This window comes from Novosphingobium sp., from assembly GCF_027489515.1.
Taxonomy (GTDB): Bacteria; Pseudomonadota; Alphaproteobacteria; order Sphingomonadales; family Sphingomonadaceae; genus Novosphingobium.
Window position 1 is genome coordinate 1 of sequence record NZ_JAIXZS010000071.1, and the last position, 25,835, is coordinate 25,835.

General features: G+C 66.5%; 21 protein-coding genes. 8 read left to right on the forward strand and 13 right to left on the reverse strand.

From position 1 onward, the window contains the following. The first annotated feature begins 24 nt into the window (after positions 1 to 24). Positions 25 to 219, forward strand: coding sequence for a hypothetical protein (locus Q0082_RS12245; protein ID WP_147158801.1), 195 nt, complete (start codon positions 25 to 27; stop codon positions 217 to 219). A 138-nt stretch (positions 220 to 357) separates the two neighbouring features. Here the strand turns inward: Q0082_RS12245 and Q0082_RS12250 are convergent, their stop codons facing one another. Then, positions 358 to 1,335 carry a serine hydrolase gene (locus Q0082_RS12250; protein WP_298192976.1) on the reverse strand — a complete coding sequence of 326 codons (978 nt, stop codon included), beginning with the start codon at positions 1,333 to 1,335 and terminating at the stop codon, positions 358 to 360. A gap of 185 nt (positions 1,336 to 1,520) precedes the next feature. On the opposite strand from Q0082_RS12250, the gene Q0082_RS12255 reads away from it, so the two are divergent. Both Q0082_RS12255 and Q0082_RS12260 read left to right on the forward strand, forming a co-directional pair. Next, positions 1,521 to 2,918 (forward strand): phosphotransferase, encoded by a 1,398-nt coding sequence (locus Q0082_RS12255; RefSeq protein ID WP_298192979.1) that lies wholly within the window; start codon positions 1,521 to 1,523, stop codon positions 2,916 to 2,918. Then, complete coding sequence (locus tag Q0082_RS12260; protein ID WP_298192981.1) at positions 2,915 to 4,216, forward strand: acyl-CoA dehydrogenase; 1,302 nt, start codon at positions 2,915 to 2,917, stop codon at positions 4,214 to 4,216. The genes Q0082_RS12255 and Q0082_RS12260 overlap by 4 nt, the downstream gene beginning before the upstream one ends. Before the next feature lie 84 nt (positions 4,217 to 4,300). Here the strand turns inward: Q0082_RS12260 and metK are convergent, their stop codons facing one another. The 6 genes from metK to hisS all read right to left on the reverse strand — a co-directional run bounded on the left by metK (position 4,301) and on the right by hisS (position 11,484). Beyond that, positions 4,301 to 5,506 carry a methionine adenosyltransferase gene (gene metK / locus Q0082_RS12265; protein ID WP_298192984.1) on the reverse strand — a complete coding sequence of 402 codons (1,206 nt, stop codon included), beginning with the start codon at positions 5,504 to 5,506 and terminating at the stop codon, positions 4,301 to 4,303. 40 nt (positions 5,507 to 5,546) lie between these two features. Next, complete coding sequence (lnt, locus tag Q0082_RS12270) at positions 5,547 to 7,091, reverse strand: apolipoprotein N-acyltransferase (RefSeq protein WP_298193147.1); 1,545 nt, start codon at positions 7,089 to 7,091, stop codon at positions 5,547 to 5,549. 60 nt (positions 7,092 to 7,151) lie between these two features. Next, complete coding sequence (locus Q0082_RS12275; RefSeq protein WP_298192986.1) at positions 7,152 to 8,015, reverse strand: DUF4167 domain-containing protein; 864 nt, start codon at positions 8,013 to 8,015, stop codon at positions 7,152 to 7,154. Between the two features lie 295 nt (positions 8,016 to 8,310). Continuing rightward, positions 8,311 to 9,141, reverse strand: a complete 831-nt coding sequence (gene prmC, locus Q0082_RS12280) for a peptide chain release factor N(5)-glutamine methyltransferase (RefSeq protein WP_298192987.1) — start codon at positions 9,139 to 9,141, stop codon at positions 8,311 to 8,313. After that, positions 9,134 to 10,204, reverse strand: coding sequence for a peptide chain release factor 1 (gene prfA / locus Q0082_RS12285; RefSeq protein ID WP_298192990.1), 1,071 nt, complete (start codon positions 10,202 to 10,204; stop codon positions 9,134 to 9,136). The genes prmC and prfA overlap by 8 nt, the downstream gene beginning before the upstream one ends. Beyond that, positions 10,201 to 11,484 (reverse strand): histidine--tRNA ligase, encoded by a 1,284-nt coding sequence (hisS, locus tag Q0082_RS12290; RefSeq protein WP_298192993.1) that lies wholly within the window; start codon positions 11,482 to 11,484, stop codon positions 10,201 to 10,203. The genes prfA and hisS overlap by 4 nt, the downstream gene beginning before the upstream one ends. 117 nt (positions 11,485 to 11,601) lie before the next feature. Here hisS and Q0082_RS12295 point away from each other — a divergent pair, with 117 nt between their 5' ends. From Q0082_RS12295 to ppa, 3 genes are all read left to right on the forward strand, one after another. After that, positions 11,602 to 13,605 (forward strand): peptidase M61, encoded by a 2,004-nt coding sequence (locus Q0082_RS12295; protein ID WP_298193151.1) that lies wholly within the window; start codon positions 11,602 to 11,604, stop codon positions 13,603 to 13,605. Position 13,606: 1 nt separating this feature from the next. Then, complete coding sequence (locus Q0082_RS12300; protein WP_298192996.1) at positions 13,607 to 14,293, forward strand: DUF1345 domain-containing protein; 687 nt, start codon at positions 13,607 to 13,609, stop codon at positions 14,291 to 14,293. Positions 14,294 to 14,399: 106 nt separating this feature from the next. Beyond that, positions 14,400 to 14,933: an inorganic diphosphatase gene (gene ppa / locus Q0082_RS12305; protein ID WP_298192997.1), complete on the forward strand. Its 534-nt coding sequence runs from the start codon at positions 14,400 to 14,402 to the stop codon at positions 14,931 to 14,933. 28 nt (positions 14,934 to 14,961) lie between these two features. Here the strand turns inward: ppa and Q0082_RS12310 are convergent, their stop codons facing one another. Together Q0082_RS12310 and Q0082_RS12315 are read right to left on the reverse strand one after the other, a co-directional pair. After that, positions 14,962 to 16,308 (reverse strand): TldD/PmbA family protein, encoded by a 1,347-nt coding sequence (locus Q0082_RS12310; RefSeq protein WP_298192999.1) that lies wholly within the window; start codon positions 16,306 to 16,308, stop codon positions 14,962 to 14,964. Between the two features lie 69 nt (positions 16,309 to 16,377). Continuing rightward, positions 16,378 to 16,761: a hypothetical protein gene (locus Q0082_RS12315; RefSeq protein WP_298193001.1), complete on the reverse strand. Its 384-nt coding sequence runs from the start codon at positions 16,759 to 16,761 to the stop codon at positions 16,378 to 16,380. 187 nt (positions 16,762 to 16,948) lie between these two features. Between Q0082_RS12315 and lptB the strand changes: the two genes are divergently transcribed. Then, complete coding sequence (gene lptB / locus Q0082_RS12320) at positions 16,949 to 17,716, forward strand: LPS export ABC transporter ATP-binding protein (protein ID WP_298193004.1); 768 nt, start codon at positions 16,949 to 16,951, stop codon at positions 17,714 to 17,716. Positions 17,717 to 17,766: 50 nt separating this feature from the next. Next, positions 17,767 to 19,296, forward strand: coding sequence for an RNA polymerase factor sigma-54 (gene rpoN / locus Q0082_RS12325; protein ID WP_298193007.1), 1,530 nt, complete (start codon positions 17,767 to 17,769; stop codon positions 19,294 to 19,296). Between the two features lie 66 nt (positions 19,297 to 19,362). Here rpoN and Q0082_RS12330 read toward each other — a convergent pair whose 3' ends face one another. From Q0082_RS12330 to Q0082_RS12345, 4 genes are read right to left on the reverse strand one after another with little or no spacing between them, the layout of a single operon-like run. Continuing rightward, positions 19,363 to 20,211: a phosphodiesterase gene (locus tag Q0082_RS12330; RefSeq protein ID WP_298193010.1), complete on the reverse strand. Its 849-nt coding sequence runs from the start codon at positions 20,209 to 20,211 to the stop codon at positions 19,363 to 19,365. 19 nt (positions 20,212 to 20,230) lie between these two features. Continuing rightward, entirely contained in the window at positions 20,231 to 22,114 is a 1,884-nt protein-coding gene (locus Q0082_RS12335; protein ID WP_298193013.1) for a cytochrome c3 family protein, read from the reverse strand. Between the two features lie 8 nt (positions 22,115 to 22,122). Then, entirely contained in the window at positions 22,123 to 23,040 is a 918-nt protein-coding gene (locus Q0082_RS12340) for a hypothetical protein (protein ID WP_298193015.1), read from the reverse strand. A gap of 3 nt (positions 23,041 to 23,043) precedes the next feature. After that, positions 23,044 to 25,620, reverse strand: a complete 2,577-nt coding sequence (locus Q0082_RS12345; protein WP_298193018.1) for a cyclic nucleotide-binding domain-containing protein — start codon at positions 25,618 to 25,620, stop codon at positions 23,044 to 23,046. Between the last annotated feature and the right edge of the window lie 215 nt (positions 25,621 to 25,835).

A 25,835-nucleotide genomic window follows, 5' to 3' on the forward strand; every position in this document is an offset into this window, starting at 1 on the left:
ACTTCAATCCAGGGATTGTAACGCATGCGCAAGCTCCTCCTCGCCGCAGTCGCCGGCACTGCCTTCGCTCTCGCCGGTTGCTCGGAAAAGGCTCCTGAAGCCCCCGCCACCGAAGCCGCCATGGAATCGACCGACGCTGCCATGGACGCCTCGGCTGCTCCTTCGGAAGACGCTTCGGCTCCGGCTGCTGACGCTTCGAGCGAAGCCGCCAAGATGTAATCAACCCCGCAAGGGTTTGATAGAGATAGAGGGGCGTGATCGCATCGGCGGTCGCGCCCCTTCTCTTTTGTGCGCCACTCGCGCGCATAGAGAGCCCGCACCTGATCCAGTGCGGTACATTGCCTGCGTATCAGAAAGTCAGCGGCGCGCCGTCTCGAAACCGCTGGGCAGCGGCGTCTGGCTGAAGCCATCGTAAAGCACGCGCGCGATCTGGGCGATCATCCCGGCATGCGCGGTATGGCCTTCCGGCCCTGTGACGAAGATCGCGATGGCAAGGTGCCGCCCATCGGGCAGGCGCACGATGCCGACATCGTCGGTCACCCCGGCTAGCGTCCCCGTCTTGTGCGCAAAGACCACGCCTTCGGGCAGGCCGCTGCGGATGCGGTTCTTGCCGGTGCTCGTGCGGGTCATCGTATCGAGCAGCACCGCGCGGCTTTCCGGGCTCAGCGCGCCGCCGCGATCGATCGCAGCCAGCAATTGCACCATCGCGCGCGGCGTGCTGCTCGTGCGCGTGTCGATCGTCGTCACCGGATTGACCTGGCCGTCGTCGCGCACCAGCGTTGCCATCGTGTGATCGAGGTGCTGGCCTGACACGCCGATGCGGCTGAGCCAGGTGTTGACCGCGCCGATCCCGCCGACTGCGGCAATCAGGCCATCGGTTGCGTGATTGTCGCTGCGCGTGATGGAAAGCTCCATCAGGCTCTGCGCGGACATCACCATCCCCGGGCGGACCGCCGCGACCGCGCCGCGCGCATCGGCGGATTCGGCGACGGGCACCATCATCGGGAACTGCTGGTCAAGCCGCAGCCTTCCCTGCTCGACGCCGGAAAGATAGGTTGCGGCAACGGCGATCTTCGCCGTGCTCGCCATCGGAAACGGCATATCGCCGTTGATCAGGATCTGCCCGCTGCCATCGAGATCGACTGCGGCAACCCCGATCCGGCCGCGCCCCTGCGCGACGATCGCGGAGACCTGACTCTCGATCGCGGCTTCGCGCGCGGTCTGCAGGCTGGAACCGGGACGCGCCTCGGCAGCAGGGGCGCCGAGCGCGAGCGGAACGGCGCACCACAGTGCCGCTGCGATCCACTTGCTCAGTCTTTTGGTGCCGGACGCCATGGTCCCCCTTAGCTGATGATCCGTTTAGGATTGATTAGCACCCTAACCTGTTGTGATTCCCCGGCAAGCGCCGATTGCTGCAAGTGGTCGCATGTGCCGCGCGGCCTGCCGTGCCGACGCGGGTGCTGGACATTAACCGCGCGATTAATGATAGTGGCGCGAAGAACAGCAAAGCGAATAGCCCGGTGCAGATCGGGCGAGAGGAGCAGATGGCGGCGCAGGCGCAGCAAGGCGGTGCTGATGGGCTGGCTGATAGCCTGGCCAAGGGGTTGGAGCACGTCATGATGCGCGCCGGCTGGCCCGGCCCGGTCACCGGTCTCCTGCGCTTGTCCGGTGGCGCCAACATGCAGAGCTGGCGCTTCGAAACGGGCGGTGAAGCCTTCGTGCTGCGCCGCGCGCCTTCAGCCGAATGGGTTGCCAATCGGCAGCTCGACATGGCCAAGGAAGCTGCGGTGATTCGCTGTGCGCTTGCCGGCGGCGTGCCCGCGCCCGAAGTGGTGGCCGAACTCGCACCTGAAGACGACATCGGCCTCGGCTTCATCATGCGCTGCGTGCCGGGCTCGCCTGATCCTGACAACGCGCTGTCCTCCCCGCCGGCGCTGCTCGATGAGATCGCTGCGGCGATGGCCGGGGTCCACGCGCTCGATCCCGCCGATCTGCCGTTCCTCCCCGTGCTCGAACCCGCCGCCGGGGTCGAGGCGCTTGCCGCCCAGTTCGCCGAAGCGGGTGGCGACCGGCCACCCATCGCGCTTGGCCTTGCCTGGCTGCGCGCAAACCTGCCGGCGCCCGTGCCACTCGCCGTGCTCCATGGCGATCTACGCATCGGCAACATCATGGTCGAAGACGGGCGCCTCTCCGCACTGCTCGATTGGGAACTTGCCCACCTCGGCGATCCGCACGAGGACCTCGCCTTTGGCTGCATGACCGTCTGGCGGTTTGGCCGGCTCGACAAGCGCGGCTTCGGCCTCGGTCAGATCGAGGACCTTGCGCGCGCCTATGAAGCCGCAGGCGGCACCACGTTCGATCCGCCGCGCTTCCGCTTCTGGCTCGTTTACCGCACGGTGTGGTGGGCGCTCTCCGCGCTCTCGATGGGCAGGGGCTGGCGCAGCGGTGCGGACCGCTCGCTCGAACGCGTGGTCGTTGCCCGCCGCGCGGCGGAGCAGGACCTCGACCTGCTCCTGTTGCTGGAGGACGATGCCCCGGTGGCGGAGCGTGCACGGCCCCTGCCACCATCTCCTCCCCCGCCGCCGCCCGGCGAAGGCGAACCGAGCGCAGCCGAAATCCTCACCGCCGTGTCCGAATGGCTCGCGGCGACGGTCAAGCCGCACATGGCAGCACCGCGCGAACGCTTCGAGCTCGCCGTCGCGCAGAACGCGCTCGGCATCGTGCGCCGCGAACTCGCCGGTCGCCCCAGCCCGCACGACAAGGCGCTCAGTGATGCCATCCTTGCCGGGGGCACCACGCTGGCCGAGCCTGGCCTGCTCGCACGTCTGCGCCGCCGGGTGCTCGATACGCTGGCCGCCGACATGCCGAAATACCCTGCGCTCAGCGAAGCGCGCCGCATCTGGGAGAGAACGGAATGAACTTCGATCTGCCGCAGGATCTCGTCGATTATCTCGCCGAGCTCGACGCCTTCATCGAGGCCGAGATCAAGCCGCTCGAGCAGGCGGACGACAACATCCGCTTTTTCGACCACCGCCGCGAATACGCGCGCACTGATTTCGAGAATCAGGGCCTGCCCCGCCACGAATGGGAAGCCCTGCTCGTCGAAGCCACCCGCCGCGCCGATGCTGCCGGCCACTGGCGCTTTTCCGCGCCCAAGAAGTATGGCGGCAAGGACGGCAAGAACCTCTGGATGGCGGTGATCCGCGATCACTTCACGCAGAAGGGCCTCGGCCTCCACAACGATCTGCAGAACGAGCACTCGATCGTCGGCAACTTCCCGTTCGTCAACATGTTCGAGCACTTCGGAACGCCCGAACAGCAGGAGGAATTCATCCTCGGCGGCTTTGCGCGCACGCGCCGCGTTTCCTTCGGCCTCACCGAAGCGCGGCACGGTTCGGACGCGACACACATGGAAACCCGCGCGGTGCGTGAAACGCGCGATGGCGTTCCCGGCTGGCGGATCGACGGCGAGAAGATGTGGATCACCGGCATGCACATCGCCAGCCACTGTGCAGTCTTTGCGCGCACGGCGGGCGAGCCGGGCGATGCGCGCGGGATCACCTGCCTCCTCGTGCCCAACCCTTCGCCGGGGCTGGTGATCGAGGAATACATGTGGACCTTCAACATGCCGACGGACCACCCGCGGCTTTCGCTCACCAATGTCTGGGTGCCGGAATCGGCGATGCTCGGGCCGGAAGGCGGCGGCCTCGCCATCGCGCAAAGCTTTGTCCACCAGAACCGCATCCGGCAGGCTGCGTCCTCTTTGGGCGCCGCCACATTCTGCATCGAGGAATCGGTGCGCTATGCGCGCGAACGCAAGCCCTTCGGCGAAGAGCTGGCGCGCAATCAGGCGATCCAGTTCCCGCTCGTCGAGCTTGCTACCCAGTGCGAGATGCTGCGCCTGCTGATCCGCAAGACGGCGTGGGAAATGGACCGGCTCGAAGCTGAGGAAGGGGGCCACAAACGCATCGAGCGCGAGCTGTCTGACAAAGTCTCGATGTGCAATTACTGGGCGAACCGGCTGGTCTGCGAAGCGGCGGACCGGGCGATGCAGGTCCATGGCGGCATCGGCTATTCGCGCCACAAGCCGTTCGAGCACATCTACCGCCATCACCGCCGCTACCGCATCACCGAAGGCGCGGAGGAAATCCAGATGCGCAAGGTCGGTGCCTACCTGTTCGGCTATCTCGGGCCGAGGAAGGGCATGTTCGGATAAAGGAAAAGGCGCAGGAGCCCCAAGCTCCTGCGCTGTCTCTTTGTCCGGTGCCCGAGGGCCATGCCGCCCGGACCATTCTCGTGCTTAGGCGAACGCCGCCTTGAGGTCGTCGACCAGATCGAGGCGTTCCCACGGGAAATAGTCGCCGTCCGCCTTGCGGCCGAAGTGGCCATAGGCGGCGGTCGGCTGGTAAATCGGCTTGTTGAGGCCGAGGTGCGTGCGGATCGCGCGAGGGGTGAGGCCGCCCAGCTTGGCAATGCCCTTGATCGCCGCTTCGATCTTGTCGTCGCCGACAGTCCCGGTGTCGTGCGTGTCGACATAGAGCGAGAGCGGCTCGGAAACGCCGATGGCATAGGCGATCTGGATGGTGCAGCGGGTGGCGAGGCCGGCGGCCACTACGTTCTTGGCGAGGTAGCGGGTGATATAGGCCGCCGAGCGATCGACTTTGGTCGGATCCTTGCCCGAGAACGCCCCGCCGCCGTGCGGGGCCGCGCCGCCGTAGGTGTCGACGATGATCTTGCGGCCAGTCAGGCCGGCATCGCCATCGGGGCCGCCGATCTCGAACGAGCCGGTCGGATTGATGTAGTACGTCGTCTCGCGCAGCAACACAGGCGGGATAACCTCGGCCACCACGCGTTTCACGTAGGCGTGGAGCTCAGCTTCCTTCTCACCCTCGTCATAGCCCGGTGCGTGCTGGGTCGAGACGACAACGGCCGTCGCGGCGACCGGGAGCGAGCCCTCGTAGCGTAGCGTAACCTGGCTCTTGGCATCGGGTTCGAGGAAGGGTGCGGCGCCCGAGTGGCGGTCGGCGGCCATCCGCTCGAGGATCTTGTGGCTGTAGTAGAGCGTCGCCGGCATCAGGTCGGGCGTCTCGTCGGTCGCATAGCCGAACATGATACCCTGATCGCCCGCGCCCTCGTCCTTGTTGTCCGCCGCATCGACGCCTTGCGCGATGTGGGCCGACTGCCCGTGCAGCCGGTTGATGAACTCGAGCTTCTCCCAGTGGAAGCCGTCCTGCTCATAGCCGATCCGCTTCACTGTCTCGCGCACGGTGCGTTCGATCTCGTCCTGCGCGCCGGGCGCCCATGCGCCGTTCTCATAGACGCCCTTGCAGCGGATTTCCCCTGCCAAAACAACAAGCTGGGTTGTCGTCAGTGTCTCGCAGGCGATGCGCGCCTCGGGGTCCTTCGAAAGAAACAGGTCCACGATAGCGTCGCTGATCTGGTCGGCAACCTTGTCCGGGTGGCCTTCGGATACGCTTTCGGACGTGAACAGGTAATCGGTGCGCATGCTGGATCCTGCAATATAAAGATTTCTTTATGTGGGTTCCCTAGCGCCCTCGGCGGCGCCTTGCAACCACGAGCGAAGCGCCGAGCAGCGCAAAGACCCAGGCCAGCGCCAGCCGGTTGCCAAGCCGGGCGAACAGCGTGGGCGGATGCGCAGGCGGCACTCGGCCGTCGAGACGGCCGGCGGTGAGCCGCGGCACGGACTGGCGAACCACGCCGTCGGCGTCGATCACTGCGCTGATCCCGGTGGTCGTGGCACGCAGCACCGGCAGGCCTTCCTCGATCGCCCGCATCCGTGCCTGCGCAAGGTGTTGCGGCGGGCCCCAGGCGCCAAACCAGCCATCATTCGACGGGTTGAAAATGTAGTCCGGCCGGTGGGCGCGGTCGGTCACTTCACCGGAGAAGACGATTTCGTAGCAGATCTGCAGGCCGGCCTTGCCAAAGCTGCCCATCTCGAGCGTGCGCGGCCCGGGACCGGGCAGGAAATCAAGGCTGCCCGAAACCAGCCGCGACAGGCCGAGCGGGGCGAGCCATGTGCGTAGCGGCAGATACTCGCCATAAGGCACCAGATGCGCCTTGGCATAGCTGCCGCGGATCGCGCCATCGGCTCCGAGCGCGGTGACGACATTGCGCGCAGCCGCCACCTCGCCGCCCTGCACGACAAGGTCGGTCGCTCCGGTCAGCAGCAGGCTACCTCGCCCGATAACCTGCCCGATGCGTGCCCGGGCGAGGGCGGGATCAGCGGCGAAGGTCGTCGCATTGTAGAAGCCCTGCGGGTAGCCCGGGCGCAGATAGTCGGGCAGGCCGCCTTCGGGCCAGAGCACCACGCGCGGTGTGTCGGCTGCGCGGGGTAGCGAGAGGCGGGCGATGCCCTGAAACTGGCTCTCGTAGAGACTGGGCTCGTTGATCGTGTCCTGCCCGATATTGGGCTGCACCAGCGTGTAGGTGAGGTGGCCTTCCCCGCCGCTTCCCTGCAGGGGCAGCATCATGAGCCCCGCTGGAACCGCGGCGACGACTGCCGATGCATAGAGCCGATAGGCCTGTGCCACGCGCCACGCGAACAGCCAGAGGCCGGCGAGCAGCACCACGATCCCCGACAGGGCATAAGTCCCCGTCCACGGTGCAATCGCGGCAAGGCCGGGGCGGGTGAATCCGCCCAGCGCCACCATCGCGAGCGGATTCCAGGCAAAGCCGGTGAACAGGGTCGCCCGGAGCAGTTCCGCGATGACCCACGAGCCCGCGAATGCCGGCAGCAGCGCGGCGCGCCAGCGCCTGGCCAGCCAAACAGCAAAGAATGCGGCGAACGCCGGGAACACCGCGAGGTACACCGCCAGCAGCACCACCGCGATCCACCCCAGCCACGCCGGCATCGCCGCCTGATAGGTGAAGGCCGTGGCGATCCAGTTGTTGCCGAGCGCGAAATAGCCGAGCCCGAACAGCCAACCGGCCAGCGCCGCGCGGCGGGCCGAGCCGGCCTGTTCGAGCCGGTCGATCAGGAAGGCCAGCGCGGCCAGCGTGAACGGCCACAGGGCAAGCGGCTGGAAGCCAGTCGCCGCCAATGCGCCCGCGCCGATCAGCGCGAACGGCATCCAGCGCGGGGCAGGTTTCTGCAAGCGGCGGCCTCGGTCAGGCGCTGCGAACGGCCGCGATCAGCCTTCCGCCGCCTCGGGCAGCGGGTTCTTGCGAGGGCGACCACGGCGCTTGGGCGCAGGAGCCTCAGCCGCAGGCACATCCGCAGCAGGGGCTTCTTCCACTGGCTCGGGTGCCGCGCGGACGCCGATTGCCGGGGGCAGGCTCATCGGATCGAGTGCTGCAACCGGGGCTTCGTCGGCCTCACGGCGCGGGCGGCGGTCGGTGCGCGGGCGCAGGCCGCGCTGCGAACGGCTTTCGCGCACGAAGGGATTATCGGCGGCATCGCCGACAGGTTCGCCTTCATCGGCGCGCACCATGCTTTCGGTGGCGGCGGCAGGCTCGAAGCGGGGACGCGGAGTCTCGCGCGGCTCACGCGGTTCGCGGTTCTCACGCGGTTCCCGATTTTCGCGTGGCTCGCGGTTCTCGCGGGGTTCGCGCGGTTCGCGGAACTCGCGCTGGTCCCGGCCCTCGCGCGGTTCGCGGTTCTCACGCGGCTCGCGCTGCTCACGCGGCTCGTCGCGGCGGCTCTGCGGGCGGTCGAATGCGGGGAAATCGTTGTCCATCGAGAAGTCGGTGCCGTCGTCCTCGCCTTCACCCTCGGTCCAGCGCTCGCCATTGGGGCGCTGCCGCTGGTCTTCGACCCGCGTGCGGCTGTCGGCGATCACGCGGAAGTAGTGATCGGCAAACTGCAGATAGTACTCGGCCTGGACCCGGTCACCATTGAGGTGCGCGTCTTGCGCAAGCTTGCGATACTTCTCCAGCATCTGGGGGGCATTGCCCCGCGCGCGGCTATCGATGCGGTTGAGCTGCTGGCCGCCACCCTGCGGGCGGTTGTTGTTCCCGCGACCGCGCCGGCGGTTGTTACCACGATTGTTGTTCAAGTCAGGCACTTTCCTGTTTCGGTGCAACCTTGGCCCAGGCACGTTAAACTTTGTGTTCAACCTGGATCCGACGTGGCGCAACTCGTGGGTCCTGTAAGGCAAGCCCCGCCGCCGCGCATATTGACCACGAGACGTACTATTCGTGGTTCCCAGCATCTGCGCGTTGCCAGCCTGCCTTGCCGGCGATCGATGCAAATGGTGGAATGAGCCGGGACGGGAAGCCTTCATCCGTCGCCCTGCCTGAAGCCTGATTAGTGACGCACCGCTGCCTTGCCAAGCGAAATGTTTGCCAAAATCACGCCATTTCGACGCAGCGGGGCCGTCCGGCGAGGTCGTGGTGCACTTTGGCGGCAAGCCCCGTCCCTTGCGCCAGTGCCGTCACCGCGTCTGCCTGCGCCGCGCCGATTTCGAACAGGGCGGTGCCGCTGCGCGCCAGCAGGGCGGGCAATTCGGGGATCAGCAGGCGGTAATCGGCAAGCCCGTCCGGGCCGGCAAAGAGGGCCTCGGCAGGCTCGTGCGCGCTGACGGAGGGGGCCAGCGCAGCATCGTCTTCTACATAGGGCGGATTGGCGAGCACGAGATCAAACCGGCCAAGTCCGTCTGCCCAGCCGCGCTGCGTCCAGTCACCAGCGATGATCTCGGCCCGCTCGGCAAGCCCATTGGCGGCGGCGTTGTGGGTGGCGATGGCCCGCGCCGGGGCCGAGCGTTCAAGGCCGATCCCTTGCGCCTCCGGCCAGAGCGAAAGCGCGGCCAGCAGCAAGGCGCCCGAGCCCGTGCCGAGATCGAGAATGCGCGTCGGCGGCCGTCCTTCACGTGCCGCGCGTGCTGCGTCGATCACGGTTTCGCTGTCTCCGCGCGGAATGAGCACGGCCGGACTGACGGTGAGGTCGAGCCCGTAGAATGGCTGCGTGCCAAGGATATAGGCGATCGGCTCGTGGTTCAGCCGGCGATCCAGAATGGACGTGAAGCTCGCTGGAGGTCCGGAATGGAGGTGCCGCAGCAGCAGTTCGGTGCGGGAAACGCCGAGCGCATGCGCCATCAGCAGTTCGGCGTCGAGCCGCGCGGTATCGCTGGTGGCGGAAAGCAGTTCCGCCGCCTCGCGCAGCGCCGATCTGATGTCAGGCATCGAGCGCCGCGAGGCGCTTGACCTGATCCTCGGCGGCCAGTGCGTCGATCAGTTCGCCAAGGCCCGGGCCTTCGAGGATCTCGGGCAGGCGGTGGAGCGTGAGGTTGATGCGGTGGTCGGTGACGCGGCCTTGCGGGAAGTTGTAGGTGCGGATGCGTTCGGACCGGTCGCCAGAACCGACCATCGCCTTGCGCGCCTCGGCCTCGGCGCCCTGTGCCTCGTCGCGCATCTTCTCGTAGAGCCGCGCGCGCAGGACCTGCATGGCCTTGGCCTTGTTCTTGTGCTGGCTGCGCTCGTCCTGGCAGGTGACGACGATTCCCGAGGGCAGATGCGTGATGCGCACCGCGGAATCGGTGGTATTCACATGCTGCCCGCCCGCGCCCGAGGCGCGGTAGATGTCGATCTTGAGGTCCTTGTCCTCGATCGCGACGTCGACCTCATCGGGTTCCGGCAGCACGGCGACGGTGGCGGCGCTGGTGTGGATGCGTCCGCCGCTTTCGGTGACGGGCACGCGCTGTACCCGGTGGACGCCGCTTTCGTACTTGAGCCGCGCGAACACCCCCTGCCCGGCGACGTTGGCGACGACTTCCTTGAAACCGCCGATTTCGTTGGCGTTGGCCGAAACCATCTCGACCCGCCAGCCCTGCTCGGCGGCAAAGCGCTCGTACATGCGGTAGAGGTCTGCGGCGAAGAGCGCTGCTTCGTCGCCGCCAGTGCCGGCGCGGATTTCGAGCATCGCGGGGCGGCTGTCCGCGCTGTCACGCGGCAGCATGGCGATGGCGAGCGCGCGTTCGGCTTCCGGCAGTTCGGCGCGCAGATGCGTGATTTCCTCTTCGGCGAGGGCGCGCATCTCCGGATCGGGATCGCTGCTGGCGCTGAGCGCGGCGAGCTCGCTGCGCATCGTGCTGACATGGGCAGCGGCGCGAGCGACGGGCTCCAGCTCCGCGTAGTCCCGGCTCGCCGTGACAAACGCCGGGCCTTCCAGCGTGCCCGAAGCCAGCCGCGCTTCGAGCTCAGCGAAGCGGGCCGCGATCTGGGCAAGGCGGGTGTCGGAGACGCTCACCGCAGCTCCGCGAAGAACGTGTCGTAGACTTCGCCCGCCTTTGCAGCGACGGGCGAGCCTTCCTCCGTAGCGCGGAACGACTTCGAGGGATTCCCATCGCGCACGTCGAGCGACACCAATGCAGCCGGGTTAAGCTTCTTGGCGCGATCGAACCGCTTGCGCGGGCTGCCGGTTGCAACCAGTTCCGCCGCCAGACCGGCTCGCCGCATGGCGGCAACGAGCGCCAGCGCTTCAACCTCGCGAGCTTCGTTTTCAGCGACAACAGCCACGTCCGGCCCGGCCTCGCCCTTGTCCCCCACCAGCATCGCCAGCCGTTCGATACCCGCCGCCCAGCCGACCGCAGGAGTGTGCGGCCCGCCGAGCGCCTCGATCAGGCCGTCATAGCGTCCGCCGCCGAGCACGGTGCCCTGTGCGCCAAGCCGGTCAGTCACGAACTCGAATGCGGTATGGCGATAGTAGTCGAGGCCGCGCACCAGCGTTGGCGCGCGGGTCCATGCGACGCCTGCTGCGTCCAGTCCGGCGGTCACCTTGCCGAAGAACGCCTGCGCTTCATCCGAAAGGAACGCGTCGATCATCGGCGCATCGGCGGTGAACACCTTGTCGCGCGGGTCCTTGCTGTCGAGGATGCGCAGCGGGTTCTTCTCGAGGCGCTCCTGCGAATCTTCGGACAGGTCGCCCTTCACGGCGCGGAAGTACTCGATCAGCGCAGCGCGCCAGGCCTCCCGGCTAGGGGCATCGCCCAGCGTGTTAAGCTGCAGCGTGACGCCGTCCGCAATGCCCAGCTCCTTGAGGATCTGGTCCGCCATCACCAGCAGCTCGACATCCGCCTGCGGTTCGGCCGCGCCCAGAATCTCAGCGTCGATCTGGTGAAACTGCCGGTAGCGACCCTTCTGCGGGCGCTCGTAGCGAAACAGGGGGCCATGCGTGGCAAGCTTCAGCGGCGCATGCTGCTGCCAGCCGTTCGTCAGGTAGGCGCGCGCGATTCCGGCGGTGAACTCGGGGCGCAGCGTCAGCGATTCGCCGCCGCGATCCTCGAAGCTGTACATTTCCTTGGAAACGACGTCGGTCGTCTCGCCCAGGCTGCGGCTGAACACGGCGGTCTTCTCGAACACCGGCATTTCGGCGCGGCGGAACCGGTAGAGCCGGCGCACGCGCTCGAACGTCTCGACCACGAAGGCAAAGCTTTCCGCATCGGGGCCGAAGATGTCCTGCGTGCCGCGGATCGCCTGCGGGGTCGATGCGGCCTGCTTAGGGGCGGATCTGGGGGTTTCGCTGCTCATTGCGCCTGCGCGATTAGCGCCAATGCGGGCGCGGGGAAAGGGGCCGGGATTTTCCGGCGGACTGCCCTCTTGGCTAGGCCGGTTGCAGTCTGGAAGGGTTCGCGCCATGAAGCGGCGATGTTCACCACGCACAAGCGGCCTTTGCGCCCCGCCACCCTGCGCCCTGTCCTCGCCTTGATTGCAGCGCTCCTTGCCACTTCCGCTCCCGCCGGCGCGCAGGTCCAACCGCCGTCGAATACCCGCCCGATGGCGGTGCCGATTGTGCAGTCGATCCCGGATGCCGAGGACAAGCCCTATCCCGGCACGATCCAGCTCGCGATCGATGCCAGCGATACCACGACCGGCGCCTACCGCGTGACCGAGACGATCCCGGTGCCCGCGGGCCTTTCAAGGCTGACGCTGCTCCATCCCAAGTGGCTCCCCGGCAACCATGGGCCAAGGGGGACTATCGCCGAGCTTGTCGACGTGCGGTTCTACGCCGGTGGCCGGTTGTTGACCTGGACCCGCGATCCGGTCGACGTCTTTGCCTTCCATGTCGATGTGCCGGCCGGCGCGAGTGAAGTGACCGCAAGGTTCATCCACACCTCGCCGCTGCGCGAGAGCGAAGGCCGCGTGACGATGACGCGCGAGATGCTCAATCTGCAGTGGGAGAAGATGAGCCTCTATCCCGCCGGGTACTACGTGCGGCAGATCAAGGTTAAACCCATCGTCACCGTCCCGGCAGGCTGGCAGGTCTTCACCGCGCTGGATGGCAAGGCCGCGAATGGTAACGTCGTGACGTGGGACGTGACCGACTATGAAACGCTGGTCGATTCGCCGATTTATGCCGGGCTTTACGCCGCCCGCCACGATCTGGGGCAGGGCGTGTGGCTCGATCTCGTGGCCGACAAGCCCGAGCTGCTGAAGATCGCGCCGGAGAACCTCACGACGTTCCGCAACATGGTGGATGAGGCGATGCTGGCCTTTGGCGCCAAGCATTTCGATCACTACGATTTCCTGCTGGCGATGACCGACCGCATGGGCGGCATCGGCCTCGAGCATCACCGCTCGAGCGAGAACCAGTACGAGCCGCGTACGCTGGTCGACTGGGCGGCAGGTGACTGGGACCGCAATGTGATCCCGCACGAGTTTTCGCACTCATGGGACGGCAAGTATCGCCGCCCGGCCAAGCTGTGGACGCCGGACTATCGCGTGCCCATGCAGGACAACCTGCTGTGGGTCTATGAAGGGCAGACCCAGTTCTGGGGCCTTGTCCTCGCGGCGCGCTCGGGCGTTCAAAGCAAGGAGCAGGTGCTGGGCCAGCTGGCCAATTATGCGGGTTCCTTTACCCAGTATCCGGGGCGCGAATGGCGCTCGGTCGAGGATACGACGCATGATCCGATCATGGCCAGCCGCAAGCCCAAGCCGTTCTCATCGCTCGCCCGCAACGAGGAGTACTACACCGAAGGCGCGCTGGTCTGGCTCGAAGCCGATGCGATTATCCGCGATGGCACGGGCGGCAAGAAGGGCATCGACGATTTCGCCAAGGCATTCTTCGGCGTGCGCGATGGCGATTGGGGCGTGCTGACCTACGAGTTCGAAGACGTCGTGAAGACGCTGAACGGCGTTTATGCCTACGACTGGGCGAGCTTCCTCAAGACCCGGATCCAGACACCTGGCCAGCCGTCGCCGCTCGGCGGGATCGAGCGCGGCGGTTACCGGCTGGCGTGGAAGGAAGAGCCCAATCCTTATGACAAGGCGCGCATGGCATCAGCGAAGTACATCTCGCTCAACCACTCGATCGGCCTTGCCATCGACAACGACGGCAAGGTGAGTGGCAGCCGCTGGGATGGCCCGGGCTTCAAGGCCGGGATCGTCACGGGGATGCAGATCGTCTCGGTGAATGGCAAGACCTACGATCAGGAAACGATCAAGGCCGCGATCACCGCCGCCAAGGGGACGACTGCACCCATCGAGCTGATCGTGAAGCGCGACGATGTCGTGCGCACGGTGCAGATCCCCTACTACGACGGTCTGCGCTGGCCCTGGCTGGAGCGCGCCGCGCCGGGCACCGCGCCCACCGGGCTCGACAGGCTGTTGGCGCCGCGTGCGCCCGCTGCAAAAAAGCCGGCCGCGAAGTGACGTGAGCAGCGGCGGCCGCACCAGCGCTGACCGGGCCAGACGGAGGTTCGGCCAGCGCTATGCGCCGCTGCGCTTTGTGCTGTTTCTCGTGCTGCTGATTACTGGTTCGGCGACGCGCGGCTGGATGACCGGTTATGGCGATCCTGCAGATGTGCTGGTCGTCGGCTTCGATTTCGCGGCGGCAGGCTTCCTGGTCTCGCTGATACCCCTGCTGCGCGCCTGCGACATCGCGACGATGCGGCAGCATTCAGAGGAGAACGATGCCAACCGCACGATCGTGCTCGCGGTCAGCACGCTGATCACGCTGGTCGTCATGGCCGCGATCGCGGGCGAACTGCCCGCCGCCAAGCACGGCGAGCCGGGTGCGCTGCTGCGGCTGATTGTCACGCTGCTGCTGACCTGGCTTTTCGCCAATGTCGTCTACGCGCTGCACTATGCGCATGAGTATTACCGGGGCGGGTCGGTACCCGGCGAGGATGCCGGCGGGCTCGAGTTTCCCGGCAGCGGACATCCCGATTACCTCGACTTTGCCTACTTCTCGCTCACGCTCGGGATGACCTTCCAGACCTCCGACGTCGTGATCTCCTCGCGCGCGATTCGCCGGATCGTGACAGCGCATTCGTTCGCCGCCTTCGTGTTCAACATCGGGGTGATCGCTTTCACCATCAACGGTATCGGCGGGATATGAGGCGCGCTTTCGCGCATACCCCTCACGTTCATGTTGCGGCGCACAACGCGCGGCGCTAGAGGCGCGTTACGTTCTCCAAGCCACCCCGGCACAGCGAAGGCATCCCATGCGCATCGACATGATCCCTACCGGCGAAAATCCGCCCGAATCGCTCAACGTGATCATCGAAGTGCCGGTCGGCGGCGAGCCGGTGAAGTACGAGTTCGACAAGGCCTCGGGCGCGCTGTTCGTTGATCGCATCCTGCACACGCCGATGCGCTATCCCGCGAACTACGGCTTCGTGCCGCACACGCTTTCGCCCGATGGTGACCCGCTTGATGCGCTGGTCATCGCGCGCTCGCCGTTCGTGCCCGGTTCGGTCGTGCGGGTGCGGCCGATCGCGGTACTCAATCTGGAGGACGAGCACGGCGGCGACGAGAAGCTCGTCTGCGTGCCCGACGACAAGACGTTCCCCTATTACCGCGACGTTGCCGAGCAGAGCGACCTGCCCGAGATCGTGCTCCAGCAGATCGAGCACTTCTTCACCCACTACAAGGACCTCGAGAAGGAAAAGTGGGTTCGCGTCGGCAAGTGGGGCGGCGCCGAGGATGCCAAGCGCATCACCCTTGAAGCCATCGAGCGCGCAAAGACCGCAAAGTAAGCTGCGGAATGAGGGTGCTGCGGCGCCCTCAATCCCCCGCGACGCTGAGCCCGTCGATCCTGAGCGTGGGCACGTCGATGCCGCGCCAGATTTCGAGGTCGTCCGCCGCGACCAGCCGGGCGAACATGTCGATCAGGTTGCCGGCCACGGTAAACTCGGCGATCGGCCCGGTGATTTCGCCATTCACGATGCGGAAGCCCGAAGCGCCCCGGCTGTAGTCGCCGGTGACGCCGTTCACGCCGTGGCCGATCAGTTCGGTCACGTAGATCCCGTCGGCAATATCGGCCATGAGCGCGGCCCGGCTGACCGCACCGGGCTGCAGCACGAGATTGCCGGCCGTGACATGCGGCGCGCCCGATCCCCCGCGCGAGGCGTGGCCGGTGGGTGCTGCGCCAAGCTGGCGCGCTGAAGCGGTGTCCATCAACCAGCCGGTGAGGCAGCCGTTCTCGACCAGGTTGCGCGGAGCGGTGGGCAGCCCCTCGCCATCGAACGGGCGCGAGCGGGGAGCACGTTTGCGCTGCGGGTCCTCGCTGATGGTGATGCTGGAATCGAAGATCTGCGCCCCATCCTTGTCGAGCAGGAAGCTGGCCCGGCGCGCTATGGCGGAGCCCGACATGGCGCCGAGCAGGTGGCCGATAAGCGAACTGCCGACGCGCGGATCGAACACAATCGGATACGTACCGCTCTTGACCCGGCCCGGATTGACGCGGGCGATAGTGCGCTCCCCCGCCTCACGGCCGATTTCGGCGGGCGAGAGCAGGTCGGCCCTGTGGCGCGCGCTACGCCAAGAGTAATCGCGCTGCATGCCGCTGTCTGTACCCGCGAGCACACTGGCCGAACGGCTGTGGCTGGTTGCGGCATAGGCGCCGCCGAAGCCGTGGCTGGTGGCGAGCGCGACGACCCCGCGCCCCGCACTGGCGCTGCCACCCTCGCTGTTGGTCACGCCGGGAACGGCGCGTGCGGCATCCTCGGCTTCCTCGGCCCAGCGCCGCAGCGTCTGCGGATCGGGCTCCTCCTCGTCGACTAGATCGAGATCAGGCACGCCGGTGCGCAGCAGCAACTCTTCGGGCGCGAGGCCTGCGAATTTGTCGGCCGGCGCGGCGCGGGCCATGTCGACCGCTCGGCTGGCGAGTTCATCGAGCGCGCTGTCACCAAGGTCGGTCGAGCCGATCGAGGCCGATGCGCCGCCAACGAATACGCGCAGGCCGATATGCTCGGATTCGGAGCGCTCGACATCCTCGAGCGCGCCAAGGCGGACCGAAACGGCTTCGGACGAATCGGCGAGGTAGACGGCATCGCCGGCTTCGGCTCCGGCCTTCAGCGCGCGCTCGATCAGCGCGTGGCAGAGCTCCTGCGCCTCATGGGGGGAAAGCATGGGGGAAACGGGCCTTTCAAGCGAACGTTCGTCTGGCCCCGCATATAGGCGCCGCCGCGCGGCGGGCAATCAGAACAGCGAAACAAGCGCCCTGAATACCGCAGCGAGCAGGAATGGCAGACCGATCGCCACGGCCCAGGTTGCAAGCTGATCGCGGCGGAAGCTGGCTTGCAGCGCTGGATCAGCGGCTTCGGCGTCGCTCAGCTTTTCCCAGCGGCGTTCGAAATGGCGGAACATGGGAATGATCCCGGCCACAAGCACGACCAGCGCCAGCATCGGCAGCATGGAGCCGCCTTCGCCCTCTAGCGTGCGCAAGGTCACGAAGATCTGGAGGCTGGTGTATACGAGCAGACTGTAGGCGACGGTGTCGCTCATCCGCTTGCGCCAATCGAGTGCGTGGCCCTGCATCGCTGTGCCCTCGCGTCCCAGATCCGCAGCAATACCCTTGCGCATCGGATGTGCCCCCCGTTTTGTACCTCTCCGCAAAGAGTAGAACACGCATTCGGCTATGTTTCAAGCACTGCAATATTACCGGGGCCCAATCGCCCTGCATCTTGCAGCAAGCCATGCATAAATCCTGCCAGATTCGCGCAGACGGGCTTTGCCCGCGCGGCGGACCGGGCTATGGACCAACGCGATTATGGACGAAACGCCCGCCACTGCGACCAATCTTGCCGCGCTCGAGAAGGGCGGTCTGGAAGTCGTCTCGATCGCCAAGAGCTACGACAAGCGCGCCGTGCTCACCGATATCTCGCTGTCGGTAGGCAAGGGCGAAGTGCTCGGGCTGCTCGGCCCCAACGGCGCGGGCAAGACCACCTGCTTCTATTCGATCATGGGGCTGGTGCGGCCGGACTCGGGGCGCATCCTGCTTGACGGGGTCGATATCACGCGGCTGCCGATGTACCGCCGCGCCATTCTCGGCCTCGGCTACCTCCCGCAGGAAACCTCGATTTTCCGGGGCATGACGGTCGAGCAGAACATCAACACCGTGCTCGAACTGGTCGAACCCGACAAGGTCACCCGCGCCGCGGAGCTTGACCGGCTGCTCGATGAGTTCGGCCTCACCCGCCTGCGCACCTCGCCCGCGATGGCGCTTTCGGGCGGCGAGCGGCGGCGCTGCGAGATTGCCCGCGCGCTGGCAGCCAACCCCTCGATCATCCTCCTCGACGAGCCGTTCGCGGGCATCGATCCACTCTCGATCAGCGATATCCGTCACCTTGTCATCGATCTCAAGAATCGTGGCATCGGCGTGCTGATCACCGATCACAACGTGCGCGAGACGCTCGATATCGTCGACCGTGCCTGCATCATCTATGGCGGGCAGGTGCTGTTCGCCGGCAGCCCCGAGGCGCTGGTCGCCGATCCCAACGTGCGCCGCCTCTATCTGGGCGAGGGCTTCACGCTGTGATGCCGCGCTCCGGCATGAGCGCGTCGCCCGGGCCGGGAGGCTAGCGGACAATGGCGCTGGGTCCGCGGCTCGACCTCCGCCAGAGCCAGTCACTGGTCATGACCCCGCAGCTCCAGCAGGCGATCAAGCTGCTGGCACTGTCGAACCTCGAGATCGAGGCCTTCATCGGCGAGGCGCTCGATGCGAATCCATTGCTCGAACTGGGCGAAGCCGCACCCGAAAGCGGCCTCGATTCCGCCTTCGAGGGCGAGCCCGAGGCGCTGCGGCGCACGACGCTTGAAAGCTCGCCGGTCGATCAACTGGTGAGCGAAGGGCGCGCGGCAGATGATCGACCGCTCGATATCGACGCTGCCACGCTCGACCGCGACCGGGATACCGGCGATGGGGCGCGAACCGACTTTACCGAAAGTCTAGGCGACTCCGGTGCGGGCGGCAGCGGCGGCGAAGGCCCTGATATCGACGAGCGTGGCGGCGCCAGTGAAACGCTGGCCGAGCATCTCCATGCCCAGATCGGCGCCGTGACGTCGGACCCGGCGCTGCTGTTCGCCGCGCGCTGGCTCATCGATCAGATCGACGAGGCGGGCTACCTCACCACCACGCTGGAAGACGCGCGCGAAGCGTTGGGCTTGCCGCAAACGGCGATGCAGGCGGCGCTCGGCCTCGTCCAGTCGCTCGATCCGACCGGGGTCGGCGCGCGCTGCCTTTCCGAATGCATTGCGTTGCAGGCGCGCGAGGCGGACCGCTACGACCCTTGCATGGCGCGGCTGATCGACAATCTCGACCTCCTCGCGCGCGGCGAGATCGCGCGGCTGAAGCGCCTGTGCCAGGTCGATGACGAGGACTTTGCCGACATGCTGCGCGAACTGCGCAGCTATGATCCCAAGCCGGGCCTGCGGTTCGGCAGCGGCCCGGCCGAGGCGGTGGTACCCGATATCCTCGTGCAGGCGGTCACCGGAGATGACGGAGTTCCGGGCTGGGACATTGCGCTCAATCCGGCGACGCTGCCCCGCCTCGTCGTCAACCGGCGCTACTATGTGGAAATGCGGCACGCCTGCGTCGCGAAGGATGCCAAGGCCTGGCTCGGCGAACGGCTGGCGGATGCCAACTGGCTGCTCAAGGCGCTCGACCAGCGGCAGAAGACGATCCTCAAGGTCGCGGCGGAGATCGTGAAGCAGCAGGAAGGCTTCTTCCGCCTCGGGGTGGCGCACTTGAAGCCGCTGACCTTGCGCACCGTGGCCGAGGCGATTGCGATGCACGAATCGACCGTGAGCCGGGTGACCTCGAACAAGTACCTCCACTGCGCGCGGGGAACCTTCGAGCTCAAGTATTTCTTCACATCAGGCGTTGCTTCGTCCGATGGCGAGAGTTCGGTTTCGGCGGAAGCGGTCAAGGCGGCGATCCGCCAGTTGATCGATGCGGAAGATCCCAAGGCAGTCCTCTCGGACGATGCGCTCGTCGATCTGCTCAAGGAACGCGGCTTCGACCTCGCGCGGCGCACGGTGGCGAAGTACCGTGAAGCGATCGGGCTCGGCAGTTCGGTGCAGCGGCGCCGGCAAAAGGCGCTCGCCGGCGTGCGTTGAATTGATCCGCTCACGCGGATGCGGCCCCGGTCCGCTCCTGTTTATGCTAGGCAGAAACAGGCAAAGTCAGCTCGGCCGCTCGGCCAGCATATGCTGGATCATCCCCTGCAGATTGGCGTCATAACGCGCCAGCACGGTGTGGTCCTCTGCGGTCTGCCAGTGGGTCACCAGTTCGCGACCATTCCACCAGTGCAGCGCATAGGCGGGCGGATCGGCGACGATCAGCGGCCGCTGGTCGGGCTGGTCGGGATCTATCGGCCTTAGGTCGAGCGCGACTTGCGGCGCGGTCGAGGGGCAGGTGGCGACGACGAGGTCCTGCCAATGCGTCGTCACCGCGCGGTGAATATGCCCGCAGATCAGGCCGATCACGTTGGTCCTGCCACGCAGGCAGTCAGCCAGCCGCATGGTCCAGGGCTCGGCGGGATCGGTGTTCATCCACGCGATGCCGACCTCGATCGGGGGGTGATGCTGCACGATCAGCGTCCTGCGATCCGGCTCGGCATCGAGCTGCGCCGTGAGCCATCTGGCGCGATCCTCGCAGAAGGCGCCGCCGTGGCGACCTTCTTCCAGCGTATCGAGCACGAGGATGCGCATGGCCGGGGTGTCGATCGCATATTGGAGGAACCCGCCCTCGAACTTCGCTGCAGGAAACACCTCCGCGAAGTTGGCGCGCTCGTCGTGGTTGCCTAGCGCGTAATAGACGGGAAACGGCAGGCCGGAGAGCGCCTCGTCCAGCCGCTCGTAGCTCGCGCGGTCGCCGCGATCGATCAGATCTCCGGTTGCCAGCAGCAGGTCGGGCTGCGGAACCATCGCAGCCAGTTCCGCCACCACCCGGTCGAGCCGCTGGCGGTTGAACTCGCCGGGGCTGTCAGGCTCGAAGCCCAGATGGATATCGGTGATCTGCGCGATCAGCATCCGGTCGTCCCAGGGGCTTCTAGCGCAGAGCAGGCGGATGGCGCGGCCGATCCCACACCGCCGTGAGCAGTGCGGGGCCCTTGCGCTTGTCTGCCGGCTTCCATGGCGCGCCGTTGTCCATGTGGTATTCGTGGCACATTGCGCAGCCCGATGCGACCGGTTCCTTCACGTGCGCGCTTGCAAGTTTTGCACCGCCCTCACCCACGTGGCACGTGCGGCAGCCCCCTGCACCGTCGATCCCGGGCACCAGTACGGCATTGGCGTCGTTCGAGGTAGCGGCCTTCACGTGACAGGTCGCGCATTCGGACTTCCGATGGTCCTTATGATCGAACCAGCCCTTGTTGTAATAGCGCCCGTTCTGCGCGACCTTCTGCACGGTGAAGCCCGCCGTCGCTGCGCTGCCGCCGCGTCCGATCGTGTGGCAATCGTAGCACATGCCGCCCTTGCTGAAGACCTGCGCTACAGCCTCGTCGGCTTGCAGCGGATAGAAATGCACTGCGCGGGCATAGTCAGCGGCACTCGATTGCTGCGCCGCTGCACCGGGAATGCGGCGCGCCATGCCGGAAAGGCTGGCCGGCCGCGGCGGCATGCCGCCCCGGAACGCCGCGCGCAGATCGGCGACGACCTGCTCGGGCTGGCCATGGCGCAAGGTGCGGAACGTGCCGCCGATCTCGTCGAACGTGAGCGAATGGCACGATTGGCAGGCCTTCTCCATCTCGACCGGCTTGAACCGCGCGCCCCCGCTGTCGGTCTGGTGGCAATCCTTGCAGTTCAGCGAATCATTGGCGGCAAACTCGCCCGGACGGCGGCGCACCATCTGGGCGATGCCGTTGGTCTTGGAGAGGTGCTGGGCGTGGGTGAACTTGAGCCCGGTGTTCTCCTTCATGCCGTCCTGCCAGACGGCGCGCTGGAACACGGGTTTGCCGTCCCCGCCGATCCCGGCCACGAGCATCGGCCGGAACTGGGGATGGGCCGTCCCGAAATCGGCGGCATCGGCGATCTTCGTGTCGGGCAAGCGCGTTTTCAATCCATCGTGGCAGGTCGTGCAGAATTGCTGCTGAGTGGCCGGCATAGCACCCGCCCCCTCATGCTCGGTGTGACAATCCACACACCTTCCGGCCGGTTTGTTGAAGGCATTCGCCACCGCGCGCTGGAATCCGGCGAACCCGGTCGGCTCCCCGCGCGCCTTCAGCAGCCGCCCGCCATCGGCGATATGCTGGTGGGCGTCCTGCGTGTGGCAAGTCATGCAGGCATTGTCGCGCACGGCGACGAAGGGCTGCACGTGGCAGGCCTGGCAATCGCCATTGAGGTTCTTGTGCGCGAGGCTCAGATTGCCCGAGGACCATGCCGTGTCGCCATGAATACCTGCCGGGCGGCGCGCATCCTTGTGCAGCGCGAGCGGCTGGTAGGTCGCCCAGCTCCAGATCGGCACGGCAAGGAACGCCAGCAGCATCAGCGCGGCAAAGCCCCAGGCGGAAAGGCGTTTGCCCGGCAGCAGCTTCTGCAAGGTGTAAGCGCTGCCGATGTCGATCGCCTCGGCGCTTTCCGAAACGGCTTCGACCCGGCGCACGGTGAAGGCGGGGAGGCCGCTTTCCGCCTCGCGCGCCAGCGTGATGCGGTGGCCGCCGAAAGCGAGCTCGGCACCGGTCGCGATCTCGAGTTCGCTCGACGTCGTGGACCGCCCGTTGACGGTGAAGGGCTGCTCTCCGATCGATTCGATCAGCAGCGTATCGGCATCAAGCGCGCGGATCCGCGCATGGCGGGGATCGACGGCAAGGTCGGGCAAGTGAATGCCTGAGGATCCGTCGCGGCCGATGACGAGAACGGGATCCTCGACGACCGCGCGGCGGACGATCTCCTCCCCGCTGGACTTGAGGGCGATCTGGCGGACGACAAAGCTCATGGGCGCGCTCACCAGTAGAAGAAGACGCTGACGATATGCGCGGAGAGCGCGGCGATCAGCGCAAAGGTCATGGGGACGTGGACGTAGAGCCAGGCCTGCAGCCAGCCCTTGATCCTGAGATGTCGCCTCAGCCGTGCCAGCATGGCTTCCTTGCGGGTGAGCAGTGCGTCCACCTTGTCGAGCGGATCATCGGCAATGCGCGGCCGATGCGCCCGCAGGCGCCTGAGCTCGCCCGCCGCCTCGCGCGTGGCATCGCCGGGATAGCGACCGCTGAGACGGTTGATGATCGAGCCGGTGAACGGGTCCTGTTCGAGGCTGCGGTCAACCAGCACCGCGCACTCCCTGTCGAGCGGCTGGGCGGCATCGTGGAGCTGGCGGTCGAGCGAGCGCAGCGCCTCCACCATCTGCTTTTCGGTGATCGCGCCTTCCGCGTCATAGCGGTTGGAAGAGAGCGCACGGGGGAGGGTGGCGTAGGCGGTCACGCCGAAAATCCCCGAGATGATCACGATCATCATCAGCGCCCACGCAAGGGTGTGGACATTCCACCCAAAGGCGAAGCCCGAATGAAGCGTGCCGATCACGATCAGTAGCACGCCAAGCCAGACATGCGCCGAAGTCCAAGCCTTCAACGACCAGCGCCCGGGCGTGATCGCCCGCTTGCGCATGCCCAGCGCCGTCAGCCAAAGGATCAGCAGCGCGCCCACGGTGCCGAGCGTGTAGCCCAGCCAGCTCGACCCGAAATGGTGCGGCGGCAAGGGCACGAAGATGTACAGCACCGTCAGCGCCGTCGCGAGCGCGGCCGAAAGCTTGATCCACTTGCCGTTCTTGTGGACGAGGAAGCCCTCGTGCGTGCTCTGCCGTTCGCGGGTCGCGCCGGTGCGGCGGCGGGGTGCCTGAACAGGAGGCTGTGCCGGTGTCGTCGCCATGGCTCAGGCCCCCTCGTTCTCAAGGCGGGCGACGGTCAGGAACTCGTCGGGCGATACGCGGATGGCTGCCCCCGTCGGGCACGCGCGCACGCAGCTCGGCCCCCCTTCGATGCCGGCGCACATGTCGCACTTGATCGCCTTCTTGCGGTCCAGCTTGTCGTCCTGAACCGGATCGCCCGTGTACTTGGTGTTCTTCTTGGACCACTTGTAGGGCGGTTCGCCCGGCCCCGGCCCGCTGCCGAACAGCAGCCACGAGAAGAGCGAGGGCTTCTTTGGCGGCACCTTGTCCATGCGGATCACGCCATAGGGGCAATTGCGCTGGCAATTGCCGCAGCCGATGCAGGTGTCGTCGATGAACACCTCGCCGTCCGGCCCGCGGTGGATCGCGTTGGGCGGACAATCGGCCATGCAGTGCGGATGCTCGCAGTGGCGGCACGAGGTCGGCACGTGAAGGTGCGCAAAGCTCTTGCCTGCCTCGCGGTCGAGCCGGGAAAGGCCATCGTGGCTGTCGGCGCAGGCCTTTTCGCAGTTGTCGCAGCCAACGCAGAGCCGCTCGTCGATGAGCAGCACGTCGGTCGCCTCGCCCAGACCCTGTGAGACGAGGAACTTGGCCTGCTCGGAATAGAGATCGACGACACCGGAGAAGCCGTCCTTCTTCGATTCGACGAAGGCATTTGTCGCGCGCCGAGCTTCCATGTCCTTGCGCGCGCGTTCGAGGAGGGCGGGCTTGGCCGCCAGCACGCGGGCGAATGCCTCCCCGTCGATCCTGATGACTTCGCTCTTGATCGCCGCCCGCACCGTCGCCGTGCGTTGCCCGCCATCGATCAGCGCCATTTCGCCGACGTAGGAGCCTGCAGGCAGATAAGAGAGGAACACCGGCTTCCCGCCGACCACCTTCTCGACGATCATCGAGCCGACGCGGATCACGAAGATGTCCTTGTCGTCCGCGCCTTCGGTGATGATCGGCTCGCCCGCGCGCACGCCCATGATCTTCGCGGTATCGACCACCTCGCGCACGTCGTCGGGAGTGAGGCCCGAGCCGAACATCTGCAGCAATTGCCGCTCGGTGGAGATTCGCTCGATCGCGCGGCGGGCGCTCGGCACCTGGCTCTGGAGCTTCAAGGCAGCATTGCGGCTGATTTCGACACAGATGCAGTCGCTTGCCGCCACCACGGTCGCGCCGCGCCGCCGGCCGGAAATGAGGCCGACTTCACCAAAGATCGAACCCTGCTGGATCGGCACGACCTTGCTTGCATCGTTCGGGTCGATCCGCACGTTCACCGATCCCTCGGCAATGGCGAAGAGCGAGGAGCCGGGATCGTTCTTCTCGAAGATCGTCTCGCCAGCCTTGTAAAACCGCGCATCGGAATCCAGCATGAACTCGCGCAGCTGCAGCGTGGTCATGCCGTTCAGGATGGCGATATTGGTGCGCAGCAGTTCGAGCCATTCGGCGACGGTGCGCTTGCCGGGGAGGTCGGCGAACTTCGCCTCGAGCAGCGGCTCGTCCGCCGGCTTGAGGCCGGTGTTGCCGTTGATGAACTCGATGACGTCATAGCCCTGGTTCATGCAGTGCTTGATCAGCGGATAGCCGGCGAGCGCGCCGATGACGAAAATGCCGGGCGCGGTCGATTCGAACTGCGGCGAAAGCGTCGGGAAGGCGAGCCGGTCATTGCTCGCGAATTCGATCCCGCAGCCTTCAACAAAGCCGCGCGGCGGGGCCGAGCCGATGCGCGCGATGATCCGGTCGCAGCGGATGCGGTCCTCGCCGTCGCGGGTATTGAGCGTGATCCAGCCCGGCTCGATCGACTTGGTCTCGGTTTCGTAGCGGATGCTGAGCTTGCCCGCCGCGTCGTCCTCCACCAGCGCCTTGGCGTTGGGTTCTTTCGCGGTGGCGAAGCTTTCGCGCACGTTCGCCGATTTGGGCGAACGGTTGAGCACGGTGACGACGTTGCCTTGCGCCGGGTCCTCGGCCAGCCCGCGCGCGTTCTCGATCCCCGCGTCGCCGGTGCCGACCACCACGATGTGCTCGTCGAGCACGGCATAGGGGTCATCAAGCTGGTAGGTTACATGCGGCAGGTCCGCACCCGGGCAGCGCATCAGGTTCGGGTTGCCCTGCGTGCCGATAGCAAGCACGACCGCCTCGGCCATGACAACCTCGCCGCTTGTCAGCGTGATCGCATAGGGCGGCGCATGGCGCTGCAGTTCGGTTGTGGTCGTCGATCCGTCTCGCGCGCGGGTCACGATCTTCTGGACCGAGCCTTCGATGGCGGGGCCGGTCCCTTTGATCGACTTGACCTCGGCGTTGTACTTGACGTTGACGCCGAGTTCTTCGGTTCGCGTGTTCCACCGGCCGAGGATGTCCTCGCGCTTGCCGGCATCGAACTCCTGATCGGAGCGCAGGACGAGCTGCGATGGCGTGGCCATCACGTGCTTGCCCTTCTGGTACTTGAAGATGGTGTCGGAAAGGTGGTCGGTCTTTTCGAGCAGCACGTGCGGCAGCCCAAGCTGCGCCGCGCGGCTAGCGGCGCTCATCCCCGCCGGGCCCGATCCGATGATCGCAACCTTGAATACTTCGCTCACCGGTGCAGGTCCCCCGCCATGCCAGCGCGGACCCTTTTTCGCTGGCCCTGCGCCTCGTTTCCCCGACTTGCGATCCCGTTTGGCCAAGACTTTAGCGCAAGCGCTGCACTTTGCCAGCCGCAAATTGGCAGTGGCACTGCCCGGCCAGTACCGCTTTGGTGCGCCCGGCAAAGCTGCCGCCACCGCTTGCATGGAGCCCGGGGCAGAGGATATGC